Source organism: Pseudomonas sp. ArH3a (genome assembly GCF_022648765.1).
In the GTDB taxonomy this organism is placed as follows: domain Bacteria; phylum Pseudomonadota; class Gammaproteobacteria; order Pseudomonadales; family Pseudomonadaceae; genus Aquipseudomonas.
On sequence record NZ_CP080330.1, the window covers coordinates 4270294 to 4283946 of the forward strand.

Genomic DNA, 13653 nt, shown 5'->3' on the forward strand with positions numbered 1-13653 from the left:
GGTCTGGCCCGCCGTATCAATTGCAGTTTGATAACAGGATTACTTGGAACCTGCCGCCCAGCGCATACCCCAGCCGTAAGCCTTGTCCATCGGCGAATGGCCCTTGTGAAAGTCGACACGTCGGCTCACCTTGACGCTGCCACCGACGTTTTCCAGCAGGGCAATTGCACACATACCCAGGCGACCGCCCTCTTCATTCAGGCGAACTTCAATAGGGGGCTGACCCGGGACATGGATAGTCACAACGCCATCGGTTTCCCGCCAGTTCGGTGCACCTTCATAAATGAACGCGAACACCAGGACCCGTCGAATTTCACCCCAGTGCTTACCGTTGATGTGGAGCCACTCACCATCGCTGACGGCGCCGGTACGGTCATCGCCTTTGAGTTGAATGTAAGGGTCGTAATCCAACTCGCCGAAGCAATTGCCCAGCGCCTGAACGACGCCCTTGGACCCGTCCTGCAATTCGTAAAGGCACCCGACATCCAGGTCGATGGAGGTATTGCGCGAGAAGAAGCCGCCACCGCCCTTGCCTTTGTTCCAGTTCAGGTTGACCTTGATTTCGCCAAAGCCTTCGGAAGTTTTTTCCAGGCTGATCGAGGAGCGAGTCTTGTCGAGGGTGATTTTGCTGAGGCTGACCGAAGGCTTCGGCGCCTCTGGCGCAGTAGGTGCAGGCGTTGCGACCGGAGCTGGCGCCGCGACTTCAACACCAAAGTGCTGAGCCAGCGGCTCCAGGCCACCAGCGAAACCCTGGGCCACACAGCGGAATTTCCACTCACCCTGACGACGATAAAACTCGCCCAGGATCAGTGCGGTTTCTTTCATGCCGCCAGTGGGTATCTGCGCCTCAATGCCGCCGGTTACGGTCAGCGCAAGGTGAGATACGCGATCGAAGCTGGCCTTGTTCTCATAAATCGTTGCGGTCAACGCCACTTTCTCGACCACCGCCTCAAGGCGCGACAGATCAAGTGTGAACACCGCGCGACCGGCCGAGGACTCGGTCATCTGCACCGCACCGCCCAGTACATTGGTCTGCCCGTAGAAACACATATCGGCGTCGCCACGGACCTTTCCGGTAGCCCCAAGAACAAACGCAGACACGTCGATATCAGCACCCGCAATTGCCGAGTAGCTGATATCGACCCGCACCTGGCCGGTGGCGACCGGCGCGTTTGCGCCCGGCCCCAAGGTCGTCATGAGCGCACTGCCTGAATAGCCAGGTTGACCAGGTCGTCAGCGGTGCGGCCGTTAGTCACTTGACCGATAGCCTTGAATTCCCAGCCGCCGGCTTCGCGCACCAGGCTTGCCATGACCACGCCGGTGTGACGGCCCTTCTCGGACAGATTGAAGCGCGCCAGTTCAGTCTTGTTGTTCGCGTTAACGATACGGCAGTAGGCATTGGCAATTTTTTCGAAGTTTTGCCCCGTGAAACTGTTCACGGTGAACACCAGCGATTTGACCGTGGCCGGCAGGCGCTGCAGGTCAACATTTATGGTTTCGTCGTCACCATCGCCTTCGCCGGTACGATTGTCGCCGGAGTGCTTTATGGAACCGTCGCGCGATTGCAATTGGCGGAACCACACCAGATCCACTGGCTGCAGGTCTGCATCAAAAAGGATGCAGGAGGCGTCCAGGTCGATCTCACCGCTGTTACCCATCAACCGTCCCAGGAACCCGGTTTTCTCCGGATCCCAGCCCAGTCCGAGACTGATTGCTGTAAGGCCACCACCGCCTGCTGTTTTTTCCAGAGAGATTGTTTGGTTTTTAGTCAGAGTCAGGGCCATCGGTACGCTCCTTGTTAGTCGTCATTTTCTGGTGTTTATCGTGCTGCCTTCAGCCATGTAGGCGGTCAGTGCTTTCAGGCTAAAAAGCAGGCATGTCTTGAGTCATCGGCCGGCCTCAGCGAGACGGATCGGTTGATCGGTGTGGCTGGTCTCGGTATGCCTTACGCCATGCCATTTGGCACGTTCGAGGATATTGGTTGCCCATTTAAAATGAGTCGCTGGTTCGCACATCGCATCATTGTGTTTGAAAACAGCAGGCGCGATATCATTCAGCATTAATTTGGCACAATTTAAATCTTCAAGGCTAACACCCAGACTGTCCTGAATAGTGTCGATCTGGCTTGGGTGAATAGCGGTTTTACCTACCAGACCATGAGCAATATCAAGGCCCAGTTCTTCCAGCAGCAGATGCGGTGTCGCCAGTTGCTCGAACACCGGCGCAGTCAAGGCAAACCCTTGCGAGCCCATAACCCCGGCCAACATCGGAATCACATAGCCCATGGGTGTGTCGTACAGCGTCATACCCGGGTTACGCCTCAACCCCAGGCAACCCAGCAAGTCATTGCCGCCGATGCGCAGCGCGATGATGCGCTGAAATAGCGTTTCGTTGAGCGCCGTACCCAGCTCGACCATTGCCTGTGGATTAAAGACTTCGCGGGTTTCAAGGGTTGGCATCAGCAAGATCTGCGGATTGGTTACCGCCGACTCCCACGCACGCAAGTTGGACAGGCTCAACTTGGGCACGACAAAACCATCGACATGAGCCATCAGCGGCCAATCGTTCAGCACCGCAGCCATCTGCCAATCCCGCGGGCGCACAAACAGCATCGGCCCGTCTTCCGACCGACCGCCCTGCTGGTCAATGGCACTCAACAACCGATGGAGATTACGCAAAGCGGTGTCGACATCGATTTCGGCAACCGCGTCCTCAAGGCACACCACCATAGACCGCAGTTGAGGCAACTTCTTGCGAAATACCACCTCCAGAATGTCCTCCCGGGTGGCCGGCATGTAGAGCGTGGCACCGAGTGCGTAAGGCGATATTTTTTTCATCAACTCAAACTCCGGATGACGGTCACTGCACGGTAGGGGCCAAGGGCTGCACCCACCTCTTCCACCGTCACACCGGCCCGCTCAGTCAGGTGCATCAGCAACTGGACGTCCGGGTCGCTGCGATCACGCACCAGCACCTGGTCCGGCACACGGCGTAATACTGCACGGGTAGCCTCGGCGATACCGGGCTTTACGCGGTTCAAATTGGTAATGCCAAAACGCTCGGCAATCACCTCAATCACCTCCTGCGCCGCAGACTGCAACTCGGTGCGCTGCGCTAGCGCCCATGGTGAGGCTGGCGCGACTACAGGCAATGCCCGGCGCACGGCGTCGATCTGGTCAACAAAGTCGCAGGTCACATCGTGCTCGTGCAGGTGCTCGTAAACCACGCACCCATGCAGCCCACCCTCGGCGGGCCAGATGGAGCGCGAGACCAGCCCGGAAACCGTCGCGCCCAAGATGCCCGATGGAATCACCCAATCTTCGGCGGAAGCAGCCAGCCAGGCGCAGCCACACGGATCGGCCAGCACCACAAGGCGTGGCTGCTCAGGGAAACGCGCATCGCCCTTGAGGCTGCGCTGGATCTCGCCGGAGATTGCGCCCTTTCCGGTCCAGCCATCCACAAACACAATGTTTTCGGCGCCGTGCGCAGCAATCACAGCATCCAAGGCAACCATGTCGATGCCACGGTCACGTACGATACTGATGCCGTAATGATGGGCATCACGCCCGACGTCGAGGAGCGCGCGACGCAGCAGTACACCCAGCGGAAGGCCCGCCCGAACGAAAGATACGAGTGCAATCGATGGACCGTTACAGGTGTGGTCCAGGGCAAGGGCCAAGGACTGAACGTCGCGGGCCATCCTGGCCGCGTTCTGCTGCATGGCCCGCTGGTACAGCTGCTTGTGAACCTCGGTGGGTGCCGACTCCTGGCTGATCATCTCCGAGTAATGCTTTTGTTTTGTCTGAATCAGTCGCTCTTTCTCAAGAACATCCGTCACTTCGATTTCGACGGGCTGCAATAGGAAAAGCACATCATCGGTCTGGTAGCTGCCACTACCGACGGTTACCAAATGGGCGAAGGCATCACGCATGAATCATTGCCTCCACGACCTTTGCGAGTTGGCTATTGGCCGGCGTCGCCCAGAAATTGCACTCGTTCATAAAACCCAGGTCGGTCACGCTGTCGCCAAATCCCAACACCGGGCGCTCACCGTTAACGGCCTGGTCTCGACGCAGCAATTCCTGGACCGCATGGCGCTTGGCCAGACCATTGGGCAGGAACGCAAGGTTGTTGCCGTTGCCGTGAATGTGCATGTCTTCCAGAAGGCCGCGAGCCTGAACTTCTGCCAGCACCTTTTGCAGCACCGAGTCGTCGGACTCGTTGTGTTTGGTCACGACATAGTTGAGCAGGCCTTGTTCTTCGACCACCCAGCCGCGCAGGGAAAAGCCCATTTCCTGGCCGATCGCCAAGGTTGCTGCGCTGAGCGCAGGCAAACGGCTTTGATAGGCTGCGAGCAGCTCAGTCATCTGCCCATGCCAATCCTGGTCCAACGCCCCGTCGGGCTGAAGAATCACTCCACCGTGGGAGCACACCGCCCCCGCGACAAAGGGCAATTGCACGCGGCTGTAAGCCTCGACGCTGCGCGCGGTGACCGGAACCACGTCGGCCGATTCCAACAACCACTCGACAAAGGTTTTCTGCACCGCACTCATGTAACCGTTGGGCCGTCCATCAATATCCAGCGTCGCCGTGTGCCGGGCACAGCCTTCGGGCATCTTGCGTGCCGTCTGGAACAAGGTGTCATCAAGGTCGATGAGTATCAGGGGACGTTTACTGCTCATCGACGATGACCTCTGCGTTCAATGCATCTATTAACGATTGGGGAACCGCCTGTGCAGGTGTTTCGCTACAGATCAACACCCGCTCGAATTGGCCTGGCCGCACGTTGTAAAGAAAATTGGGGATGCCCAGGCCATAGTTGTCGGAGAACGACAACGCGTGCCCGATCTCATGCCCCAAGGCAATCGGCGAACGCGTGGTGGAGCTGAAATGAACGTCAGCCCCCGCCTGCTCAAGGCGTTCGGCCAACAGAAACGGACGCCACACGAATTCCCCGGTGCCCACGACGAGAATCCGTTCGCCCGGTTTGGCCTGAATATCCGGTGCAAGCGTGTCATCCACATGACACACGCCCAAACGCCCCCAATCATTGCGCGGATCAATTGGCCAGTCGCCCACCGCCACCGCCCCGACATCGGGCATGTGCGGCAACGGCGCGCTCACATCTTCAAGAAAGCGGTACGTGCCCTGAAGCAACGACACCTCATCGGCCGTCTCGCCGAGGGCATTACGCACAGCCCCTTGGGACCAGTCGGTCAGCACGCACGTCACCACCCGCTCGACCTTGCTCAGCCCGGCCTCTATCAGCGCGCGGTACAGATTGATGAACGTCTTGCCGGTTGAGGCCTCATCGTCCACCAGCACCAAGGAACGCGCCTGGTGCATCATTTCCCGAATAGCAGGATCGGTTGGCTGATGAATCAGATGTGCACTGGCGTGGCTGTGTTCCTCTTCGAAACGGGCAAACATCTCAGTGCCCACCGGATGCCGGGTGCTCACTAGATAGACCGTGTCCTGGCGAGTCTTGCTATATACACGGTGCACGCCGGCGCCAAGGCCCACGGCGGTCTCGGCCATGCCGATCACCAGCACCGGCCCAGGTAAATCTGCGGGAATCCTGGCGGCAAGGCTTGCGTAACTGGCCTGCATGGTCGATGGACGCACAGGAATATGCTTGCCCAACACCCGCGACACAAACAGGAACGCGCGCTTTGGATTGCGTCGTTCAGCGAATCCAAAGAGTGATTCGGGTTCGAAGGCGCATTGGTCTATATCAACCTCCATCAACCCGCGCTTGAGCTGCGCGCTGAGTCGGCGTGTCGATGTTTTTACTACTGCGGATTCCATGTACGACATTCCTAAAAGAGGCGTGTAGTGAGTTCAATACCCCTCACTATTTCTTAAAGCCGGGTGCCTCTACGGGTTTCTGGCTTCGATTCGCCAGAGCGAGGATTGAGCTTCACGGGCCATTTCCGAAGTCGAATACATTCGGCCCGTTGGGGATTTGGAAGGCGACACCTGGCAGGCATCCAGAAAGGCTAGGAGCAGGCCTGCCTTGACGGCAAAGTTCATGTTTTGCGCGTCCGGCAGGGTCGACGTCACCATCGCGATGACCCCGCCACTGGTATCAAACAGCGGGCTGCCACTGGACCCAGGCTGAATCGCCGCGGTGAACTGCAGCAAACTGGCATCGTTGTGCAACCCGAACAAACTCGACACGCCTCCCTGAGTCACATGCACACCGCCTCCCGCCAGGCCCGCCATTGGGAAGCCCAGGGCAATCACTGACTCGCCCAACGCACAACCCGCGCCGTCCTTGAAAAGCACGGGCGATAATGTCGGGCAGTCCTGAATCCGCAACAGCGCGATATCGTTACGTTGATCGACCAGGACCACTTCAGCGCGGTAACGGCCTGCAAAAGAAGAAATGTGCAGTTCCTGCATGTCCTCAATCACATGGGCACATGTCATTACGTGGTTGGGTGAAACGGCAAAGCCGGTGCCAGTGGCAGAACCACGGTTTCTTGGAGAGTCGCCGGAATAAGGGCGGCGATTGGGGTGTGCGTCATCAATGTTAATGCCCATGCGCCGCCCCATCGCGGCGAGGCCATAGGCGGAGCCTTCTGCGAGCGCGCGGAACTTCCACTGATCGTTACGCTTATAAAACTCGCCGATGACAATGGCCGACTCGCCGTTGTTACGCAAATCCAGGTGCAACTCCACCTCATTGTCGACTTGAAGACGCAACTCTTTGAGTTCACTGACAGGGCCTGCTGCCGCAAAGGTGTAAACGACCAACAACACCGCTTCACTGCCACCAGGCAACGCAGACAAATCAAGGGAGCAACCAATCGAGGCTTGCTTGCCGCTCCACTCCATCCACTTCTGGGTGATTTGAAACAGCGCGGGATCGCCCGTTGGCAGGCGCTTCTCGGTGACCGGGAGTAACGCCACGGCAGCGTACTCACCGAAAGCGGTGGTGTTACCGGAGTCGAGTGTCCATGCAGTCTTCACACCTGAAATAGCGGTGTTTGCTCCGGGCGTAAGCGCCTTCATCCTAACCTTCCCTGATCGACGTGGCGGCAATTATGTCAATACAGACACAATAATTCACTCTTTGTCTGGCGCTGTGACATCAAGAAGACGCTATCACGGCAACCGTGATGGGCTTCACGCGTACGCCCCCGACCCATCGGCTGGGCGGCTCTGGAAGGCCCAACCGACGAGTGGCGAATATTCCGGCCAGATTTACCCCGGTGGCGCGGGTATAGCCGATACCGCCGGAATAGCGCGGATTGATCTCCAACAAATAGGGAACGCCCAAGTCGTCGTCCCGCGTCTGCACATTCACCAAACCATCGCACTTGAAATGCGCCGCAGCCTTGAGGGCCAACTCCACGGCCGCTGATTCGCGCTCGAATGTCTGGTGAACGCCCTGCTTCCTTCTACCCACAAATGCCACGGGCCTACCCGCCTCGCACACCATGTCGACCGAACACTCGCTGCCGGCCAAGTAGGGCATGACCAGCATAGGCGCATGCTCTGCGCCCGACATGTAGATCTTCAGGTAGGTGTCGAAATCGACTTCCCGCGCGTCCGGATTTTGCAAACAGCGGAACGGGTCGACATCCGACTTGAACCGCCAGAACCCCTGGCCGTAGATCCCGACCACAGGCTTGATGCAAACCTCTCCCTGAGCCGACAACACCTCGTAAGCCGCAGCCAGCTCCTGAGCATTGGTGACCGTTATCGCGGGGGTGCAAGCAAGCCCCGCCCGTTCAGCCTCGGCGATGAACAGGCTTTTATCGTCCACCTTGTCAAAGGTGTCCATGGACATACCGCCGGTGACCAGGCGCAAACCTGCAGCCTCGAATCGGCCCCGTGCCGCTTCATAGTGGCTGCCAATACGCCCCGCAAGGATGACTTCTATACGCTGCTCAAGTGCCGTCTCGATCACCCAGTCAATACGCGCCTGGTTATCCTGTGGCTCTTGAAAGCCAACGTCGGCCTGCCCTGTGATCTCAGGTCGATCCTGGCGGTGGGAGGCAAAAACCCTGACACTCGCCGGTAATGCCTCACGCGCACCGATAATAATGTCGCGCTGGCTGGATTGACCTTCAAGAAACCAGATCACGTGTAAGCTCCTAAATGAACATCGGCGAAAATCGCCGCACTCGTTGGGCAAAAGCTCCCAACGCCATGTAATTTTTCCGACACAATAAAGAACATCAGGCAAAAGGCTACTTAAATCCTGTTTCGCAATATGCCTCCACCCCATGCAGCGTCGCGCGCTCATCGCTGCGGCGAAAGGGACTCGCCCCTGATGATCCGGTGAACCAAGACGATTTGCGCAAAACATTGATCCAGAGCGGTATGTGCTCGGATCAAATCGGTTAAAAGGTCCCTTCAAGCAACTAGCGGTACTCAAGCAAGTAACGGCAACTTCCCCCGCTACACGAGAAACATTCGCTTAAACCCCGCGCAAACAATATTCATTATCATTTGGCGGATGAAAACTTCGTTACTCATTAAACAAAACAGAATTGATTAAATGCCCGCTAATCCCCGTCCCATAAGGGCTACAGCCCCAAAGAGGTGCACTATGTCCTTATTCCATCGAATAATTTCGCTATCGAAATTTTACTTGCCCGGTGTTTAGCCATAAAATCACCGCGATTGATTGCAGTGCGACATATCGTCACTGCATCGTTACTTTTTCGAGCTCAGAGACCTTTGCTCTCTGTTAAGGATTTCCAGCATGACCGAAGCGACAGGACTCATGGCCCACAACTGGGGCTTTGCCATTTTCCTCCTCGGTGTTGTCGGCCTTTGTGCCTTCATGCTCGGTGTCTCCAGCCTCCTCGGGTCAAAAGCCTGGGGCCGCAGCAAAAATGAACCGTTCGAGTCCGGCATGCTGCCTACAGGTGGCGCCCGCTTGCGGCTCTCAGCCAAATTCTATCTGGTCGCGATGCTGTTCGTGATCTTCGATATCGAAGCCCTCTTTCTCTTTGCCTGGTCTGTGTCCGTCCGCGAAAGCGGCTGGACCGGATTCGTCGAAGCCCTCGTTTTCATAGCAATTCTGTTGGCAGGCCTTGTCTACCTATTTCGAGTGGGCGCCCTTGATTGGGCTCCGGAAGCTCGTCGCAAGCGGCAAGCGAAGCTGAAACAATGAGGCTTTGGCGATGCAATACAATCTCACCAGGATCGACCCGGATGCTCCTAACGATCAGTACCCTATCGGCGAACGGGAAACCGTTTCCGATCCGTTAGAAGATCAAGTCCACAAAAACATCTACATGGGCAAGCTCGAAGACGTGCTGAGTGGCGCGGTCAACTGGGGACGTAAGAACTCCCTGTGGCCGTACAACTTCGGTCTTTCGTGCTGCTACGTGGAAATGACCACCGCCTTCACGGCGCCCCACGACATCGCGCGCTTTGGCGCCGAAGTTATCCGGGCATCACCGCGCCAGGCGGATTTCATGGTTATCGCCGGAACCTGCTTTATCAAGATGGCGCCGATCATTCAGCGTCTCTACGAGCAAATGCTCGAGCCAAAGTGGGTCATCTCCATGGGTTCGTGCGCCAACTCCGGTGGCATGTACGACATCTACTCCGTCGTTCAAGGGGTGGACAAGTTCCTGCCCGTGGACGTCTACGTGCCTGGCTGCCCGCCCCGCCCTGAAGCTTTTCTGCAAGGCTTGATGCTGTTGCAGGAATCGATTGGCAAGGAGCGTCGCCCACTTTCCTGGGTCGTCGGCGATCAAGGCGTGTACCGCGCCGAGATGCCTTCGCAAAAGGATGCGCGCCGCGAACAGCGAATCGCAGTCACCAACCTGCGCAGCCCCGACGAAGTCTGATCCAGCACCGCTTCTTAAATAGAACGAAAACCTGGCTTCATTCTTTACGTTGACCGAAAGCGATAAAAAACCATGACTACAGGCAGTGCTCGACGCATCCCGCCTTATAAGGCAGACGACCAGGATGTGGTTGTCGAACTCAATAACCGTTTTGGCCCTGACGCCTTCACCGCCCAGGCCACGCGCACCGGTATGCCGGTGCTGTGGGTGGCGCGTGCCAAGCTCGTCGAAGTCCTGAGCTTCCTGCGCAACCTGCCCAAGCCGTACGTCATGCTCTATGACCTGCATGGCGTGGACGAGCGTCTGCGCACCAAGCGCCAAGGGCTGCCGAGCGGCGCCGATTTCACCGTGTTCTATCACCTGCTGTCGATCGAGCGTAACAGCGACGTGATGATCAAGGTCGCCCTGTCCGAGAGCGACCTGAGCGTGCCGACCGTCACCGGTATCTGGCCGAACGCCAGTTGGTACGAGCGTGAAGTCTGGGACATGTTCGGCATCGACTTCCCCGGCCACCCGCACCTGACGCGCATCATGATGCCGCCGACCTGGGAAGGTCACCCGCTGCGCAAGGACTACCCTGCGCGCGCCACCGAATTCGATCCCTTCAGCCTGACCCTGGCCAAGCAACAGCTTGAAGAGGAAGCAGCACGCTTCCGCCCGGAAGACTGGGGCATGAAGCGCTCCGGCACCAACGAGGACTACATGTTCCTCAACCTGGGCCCGAACCACCCTTCGGCTCACGGTGCCTTCCGTATCATCCTGCAACTGGACGGCGAAGAAATCGTCGACTGCGTACCGGACATCGGCTACCACCACCGTGGCGCCGAGAAGATGGCCGAGCGTCAGTCGTGGCACAGCTTCATCCCGTACACCGACCGTATCGACTACCTCGGCGGCGTGATGAACAACCTGCCGTACGTGCTCTCGGTCGAGAAGCTGGCCGGCATCAAGGTGCCAGACCGCGTCGACACCATCCGCATCATGATGGCCGAGTTCTTCCGGATCACCAGCCACCTGCTGTTCCTGGGTACTTACATCCAGGACGTCGGCGCCATGACCCCGGTGTTCTTCACCTTCACCGACCGTCAGCGCGCCTACAAGGTCATCGAAGCCGTTACCGGTTTCCGCTTGCACCCAGCCTGGTACCGCATCGGCGGTGTGGCCCACGACCTGCCGAATGGCTGGGAACGCTTGGTCAAGGAGTTCATCGACTGGATGCCCAAGCGTCTGGACGAGTACCAGAAAGCCGCCCTGGACAACAGCATCCTCAAGGGCCGCACCATCGGCGTCGCGCAGTACAACACCAAAGAAGCCCTGGAATGGGGCGTCACCGGTGCCGGTCTGCGCTCAACGGGTTGCGATTTCGACCTGCGTAAAGCGCGCCCGTACTCCGGCTACGAGAACTTCGAATTCGAAGTCCCGCTGGCGGCCAACGGCGATGCCTACGACCGTTGCATCGTGCGCGTCGAAGAAATGCGCCAGAGCCTGAAGATCATCGAGCAGTGCATGCGCAACATGCCGGCAGGCCCGTACAAGGCGGATCACCCGCTGACCACGCCGCCGCCTAAAGAACGCACGCTGCAGCACATCGAAACCCTGATCACGCACTTCCTGCAAGTTTCGTGGGGCCCGGTGATGCCGGCCAACGAATCCTTCCAGATGATCGAAGCGACCAAGGGTATCAACAGTTATTACCTGACGAGCGATGGCGGCACCATGAGCTACCGCACCCGGATTCGCACCCCAAGCTTCCCGCACTTGCAGCAGATCCCTTCGGTGATCAAAGGCGAGATGGTCGCGGACTTGATTGCGTACCTGGGTAGTATCGATTTCGTTATGGCCGACGTGGACCGCTAAGCATGAACAGCACGCTTATCCAAACAGACCGTTTCACCCTGAGTGAAACCGAGCGCTCGGCCATCGAGCACGAGTTGCATCACTACGAAGACCCGCGCGCGGCGTCGATCGAAGCCCTGAAGATCGTCCAGAAGGAACGTGGCTGGGTGCCCGACGGCGCCCTCTACGCCATCGGCGAGATCCTCGGCATCCCGGCCAGCGACGTTGAAGGTGTGGCCACGTTCTACAGCCAGATCTTCCGCCAACCAGTGGGCCGCCACATCATTCGCGTGTGCGACAGCATGGTTTGCTACATCGGCGGCCACGAGTCCGTGGTCAGCGAGATCCAGAACAAGCTGGGCATTGGCCTCGGCGAAACCACCCCGGACGGCCGCTTCACGCTGCTGCCGGTGTGCTGCCTGGGCAACTGCGACAAGGCGCCGGCGTTGATGATCGACGACGACACATTCGGTGACGTGCAGCCTGCTGGCGTGACCCAATTGCTCGAGGGCTACCCATGACCCTGACTTCCTTCGGCCCGGCCAACCTGATCAAGCGTTCGGCCGAGACTCACCCGCTGACCTGGCGCCTGCGTGACGACGGCGAAGCCGTTTGGCTCGACGAGTACCAGGCCAAGAACGGTTACGCGGCTGCGCGTAAAGCCTTCGCCGACATGGCCCAGGACGATATCGTCCAGACCGTGAAAGACGCCGGCCTTAAAGGTCGCGGCGGCGCCGGCTTCCCCACCGGCGTCAAATGGGGCCTGATGCCCAAAGACGAATCCATCAACATCCGCTACCTGCTGTGCAACGCGGATGAAATGGAGCCGAACACCTGGAAAGACCGCATGCTGATGGAGCAACTGCCCCATCTGCTGATCGAAGGCATGCTGATCAGCGCCCGCGCGCTGAAAACCTACCGTGGCTACATCTTCCTGCGTGGCGAATACACCACCGCCGCCAAGCACCTCACCCGTGCCGTGGAAGAAGCCAAGGCCGCCGGCCTGTTGGGCAAGAACATCCTAGGTTCCGGTTTTGACTTCGAACTGTTCGTGCACACCGGCGCCGGGCGTTACATCTGCGGTGAAGAAACCGCACTGATCAACTCCCTCGAAGGCCGCCGCGCCAACCCGCGTTCCAAGCCGCCCTTCCCTGCCGCCGTGGGCGTGTGGGGCAAGCCGACGTGCGTGAACAACGTTGAAACCCTGTGCAACGTGCCGGCGATCATCGCCGACGGCGTGGACTGGTACAAATCGTTGGCCCGCGAAGGCAGCGAAGACATGGGCACCAAGCTCATGGGCTTCTCCGGCAAGGTCAAGAACCCAGGTCTGTGGGAACTGCCGTTCGGCGTGACCGCTCGCGAGTTGTTCGAGGACTACGCCGGCGGCATGCGCGACGGCTACACCCTCAAGGCCTGGCAGCCAGGCGGTGCCGGCACCGGTTTCCTGCTCCCTGAGCACCTCGACGCACAAATGTATGCCGGCGGCATCGGCAAAGTCGGCACCCGTATGGGGACTGGCCTGGCGATGGCGGTGGACAACACCGTGAACATGGTCTCGTTGCTGCGCAACATGGAGCAGTTCTTCTCCCGCGAATCCTGCGGTTTCTGCACCCCGTGCCGTGACGGTTTGCCCTGGAGCGTGAAGCTCTTGATGGCGATCGAGAAAGGCGAAGGCCAGCCAGGTGACATTGAGACCCTGCTGGGTCTGGTCGGTTTCCTCGGTCCAGGCAAGACTTTCTGTGCTCACGCACCGGGCGCCGTGGAACCATTGGGCAGCGCAATCAAATACTTCCGCTCGGAGTTCGAAGCCGGCATCGCGCCTACCAGCGCCGCCGTCCCGCCTCTGGCAAGGCCGATCGTAGTCGGCGCGTAACGCTTTAAAAGGCGAAGGGTCCGTGCCCTTCGCTTTCTCATGTGCTGACGCCTTTATGGCTGTGTTGATGCACATGAATAACAAGATTCCATTAGCCACGCCCGCTGACAACGGGCCAACGAAGAA

13 protein-coding genes are annotated in these 13653 nt (G+C 58.7%); 5 read left to right on the plus strand and 8 right to left on the minus strand.

Annotated features, from left to right (window positions below; translation table 11 throughout):
• Window positions 1-39: 39 nt before the first annotated feature.
• The 8 genes from K0P33_RS19430 to K0P33_RS19465 all read right to left on the minus strand — a co-directional run bounded on the left by K0P33_RS19430 (window position 40) and on the right by K0P33_RS19465 (window position 8095).
• Window positions 40-1197 (minus strand): TerD family protein, encoded by a 1158-nt coding sequence (locus tag K0P33_RS19430; protein WP_094950616.1) that lies wholly within the window; start codon window positions 1195-1197, stop codon window positions 40-42.
• Complete coding sequence (locus K0P33_RS19435) at window positions 1194-1784, minus strand: TerD family protein (RefSeq protein ID WP_094950615.1); 591 nt, start codon at window positions 1782-1784, stop codon at window positions 1194-1196. Before K0P33_RS19435 ends, K0P33_RS19430 begins: the two co-directional genes overlap by 4 nt.
• Window positions 1785-1886: 102 nt before the next feature.
• Complete coding sequence (locus tag K0P33_RS19440; RefSeq protein WP_094950614.1) at window positions 1887-2837, minus strand: HpcH/HpaI aldolase/citrate lyase family protein; 951 nt, start codon at window positions 2835-2837, stop codon at window positions 1887-1889.
• Window positions 2837-3931, minus strand: coding sequence for a cysteine protease StiP family protein (locus tag K0P33_RS19445; protein ID WP_242150614.1), 1095 nt, complete (start codon window positions 3929-3931; stop codon window positions 2837-2839). Before K0P33_RS19445 ends, K0P33_RS19440 begins: the two co-directional genes overlap by 1 nt.
• Window positions 3924-4682, minus strand: a complete 759-nt coding sequence (locus tag K0P33_RS19450; RefSeq protein WP_242150617.1) for a trehalose phosphatase — start codon at window positions 4680-4682, stop codon at window positions 3924-3926. The genes K0P33_RS19445 and K0P33_RS19450 overlap by 8 nt, the downstream gene beginning before the upstream one ends.
• Window positions 4672-5808, minus strand: coding sequence for a phosphoribosyltransferase domain-containing protein (locus tag K0P33_RS19455; RefSeq protein WP_094950611.1), 1137 nt, complete (start codon window positions 5806-5808; stop codon window positions 4672-4674). Before K0P33_RS19455 ends, K0P33_RS19450 begins: the two co-directional genes overlap by 11 nt.
• A gap of 69 nt (window positions 5809-5877) precedes the next feature.
• Window positions 5878-7017 carry a trypsin-like peptidase domain-containing protein gene (locus K0P33_RS19460; protein WP_094950610.1) on the minus strand — a complete coding sequence of 380 codons (1140 nt, stop codon included), beginning with the start codon at window positions 7015-7017 and terminating at the stop codon, window positions 5878-5880.
• Window positions 7018-7096: 79 nt separating this feature from the next.
• A complete protein-coding gene (locus tag K0P33_RS19465) occupies window positions 7097-8095 on the minus strand; it encodes an ATP-grasp domain-containing protein (RefSeq protein WP_242150620.1) in 999 nt (332 codons plus the stop codon).
• 624 nt (window positions 8096-8719) lie between these two features.
• Here K0P33_RS19465 and K0P33_RS19470 point away from each other — a divergent pair.
• The 5 genes from K0P33_RS19470 (at window position 8720) to nuoF (ending at window position 13527) form a co-directional block, all read left to right on the plus strand.
• Complete coding sequence (locus K0P33_RS19470; RefSeq protein ID WP_003219575.1) at window positions 8720-9133, plus strand: NADH-quinone oxidoreductase subunit A; 414 nt, start codon at window positions 8720-8722, stop codon at window positions 9131-9133.
• Window positions 9134-9143: 10 nt separating this feature from the next.
• Complete coding sequence (locus K0P33_RS19475) at window positions 9144-9818, plus strand: NADH-quinone oxidoreductase subunit B (protein ID WP_094950608.1); 675 nt, start codon at window positions 9144-9146, stop codon at window positions 9816-9818.
• Window positions 9819-9890: 72 nt separating this feature from the next.
• Entirely contained in the window at window positions 9891-11675 is a 1785-nt protein-coding gene (gene nuoC / locus K0P33_RS19480) for an NADH-quinone oxidoreductase subunit C/D (protein WP_094950607.1), read from the plus strand.
• Window positions 11676-11677: 2 nt separating this feature from the next.
• Window positions 11678-12175: an NADH-quinone oxidoreductase subunit NuoE gene (nuoE, locus tag K0P33_RS19485; protein WP_094950606.1), complete on the plus strand. Its 498-nt coding sequence runs from the start codon at window positions 11678-11680 to the stop codon at window positions 12173-12175.
• The gene (nuoF, locus tag K0P33_RS19490) at window positions 12172-13527 is read left to right on the plus strand and encodes an NADH-quinone oxidoreductase subunit NuoF (RefSeq protein ID WP_242150623.1); all 1356 of its coding nucleotides are present in this window, start codon (window positions 12172-12174) and stop codon (window positions 13525-13527) included. The genes nuoE and nuoF overlap by 4 nt, the downstream gene beginning before the upstream one ends.
• The last annotated feature ends 126 nt before the right edge of the window (window positions 13528-13653 follow it).

Bases quoted from the DNA above. Each gene is read 5' to 3' on its own strand.
- K0P33_RS19445 (WP_242150614.1), bottom strand. From the start codon at position 3,931: ATGCGTGATGCCTTCGCCCATTTGGTAACCGTCGGTAGTGGCAGCTAC.
- K0P33_RS19450 (WP_242150617.1), bottom strand. From the start codon at position 4,682: ATGAGCAGTAAACGTCCCCTGATACTCATCGACCTTGATGACACCTTG.
- K0P33_RS19430 (WP_094950616.1), bottom strand. From the start codon at position 1,197: ATGACGACCTTGGGGCCGGGCGCAAACGCGCCGGTCGCCACCGGCCAG.
- K0P33_RS19435 (WP_094950615.1), bottom strand. From the start codon at position 1,784: ATGGCCCTGACTCTGACTAAAAACCAAACAATCTCTCTGGAAAAAACA.
- K0P33_RS19455 (WP_094950611.1), bottom strand. From the start codon at position 5,808: ATGGAATCCGCAGTAGTAAAAACATCGACACGCCGACTCAGCGCGCAG.
- nuoF (WP_242150623.1), top strand. From the start codon at position 12,172: ATGACCCTGACTTCCTTCGGCCCGGCCAACCTGATCAAGCGTTCGGCC.
- K0P33_RS19440 (WP_094950614.1), bottom strand. From the start codon at position 2,837: ATGAAAAAAATATCGCCTTACGCACTCGGTGCCACGCTCTACATGCCG.
- K0P33_RS19475 (WP_094950608.1), top strand. From the start codon at position 9,144: ATGCAATACAATCTCACCAGGATCGACCCGGATGCTCCTAACGATCAG.
- K0P33_RS19470 (WP_003219575.1), top strand. From the start codon at position 8,720: ATGACCGAAGCGACAGGACTCATGGCCCACAACTGGGGCTTTGCCATT.
- nuoE (WP_094950606.1), top strand. From the start codon at position 11,678: ATGAACAGCACGCTTATCCAAACAGACCGTTTCACCCTGAGTGAAACC.
- K0P33_RS19460 (WP_094950610.1), bottom strand. From the start codon at position 7,017: ATGAAGGCGCTTACGCCCGGAGCAAACACCGCTATTTCAGGTGTGAAG.
- nuoC (WP_094950607.1), top strand. From the start codon at position 9,891: ATGACTACAGGCAGTGCTCGACGCATCCCGCCTTATAAGGCAGACGAC.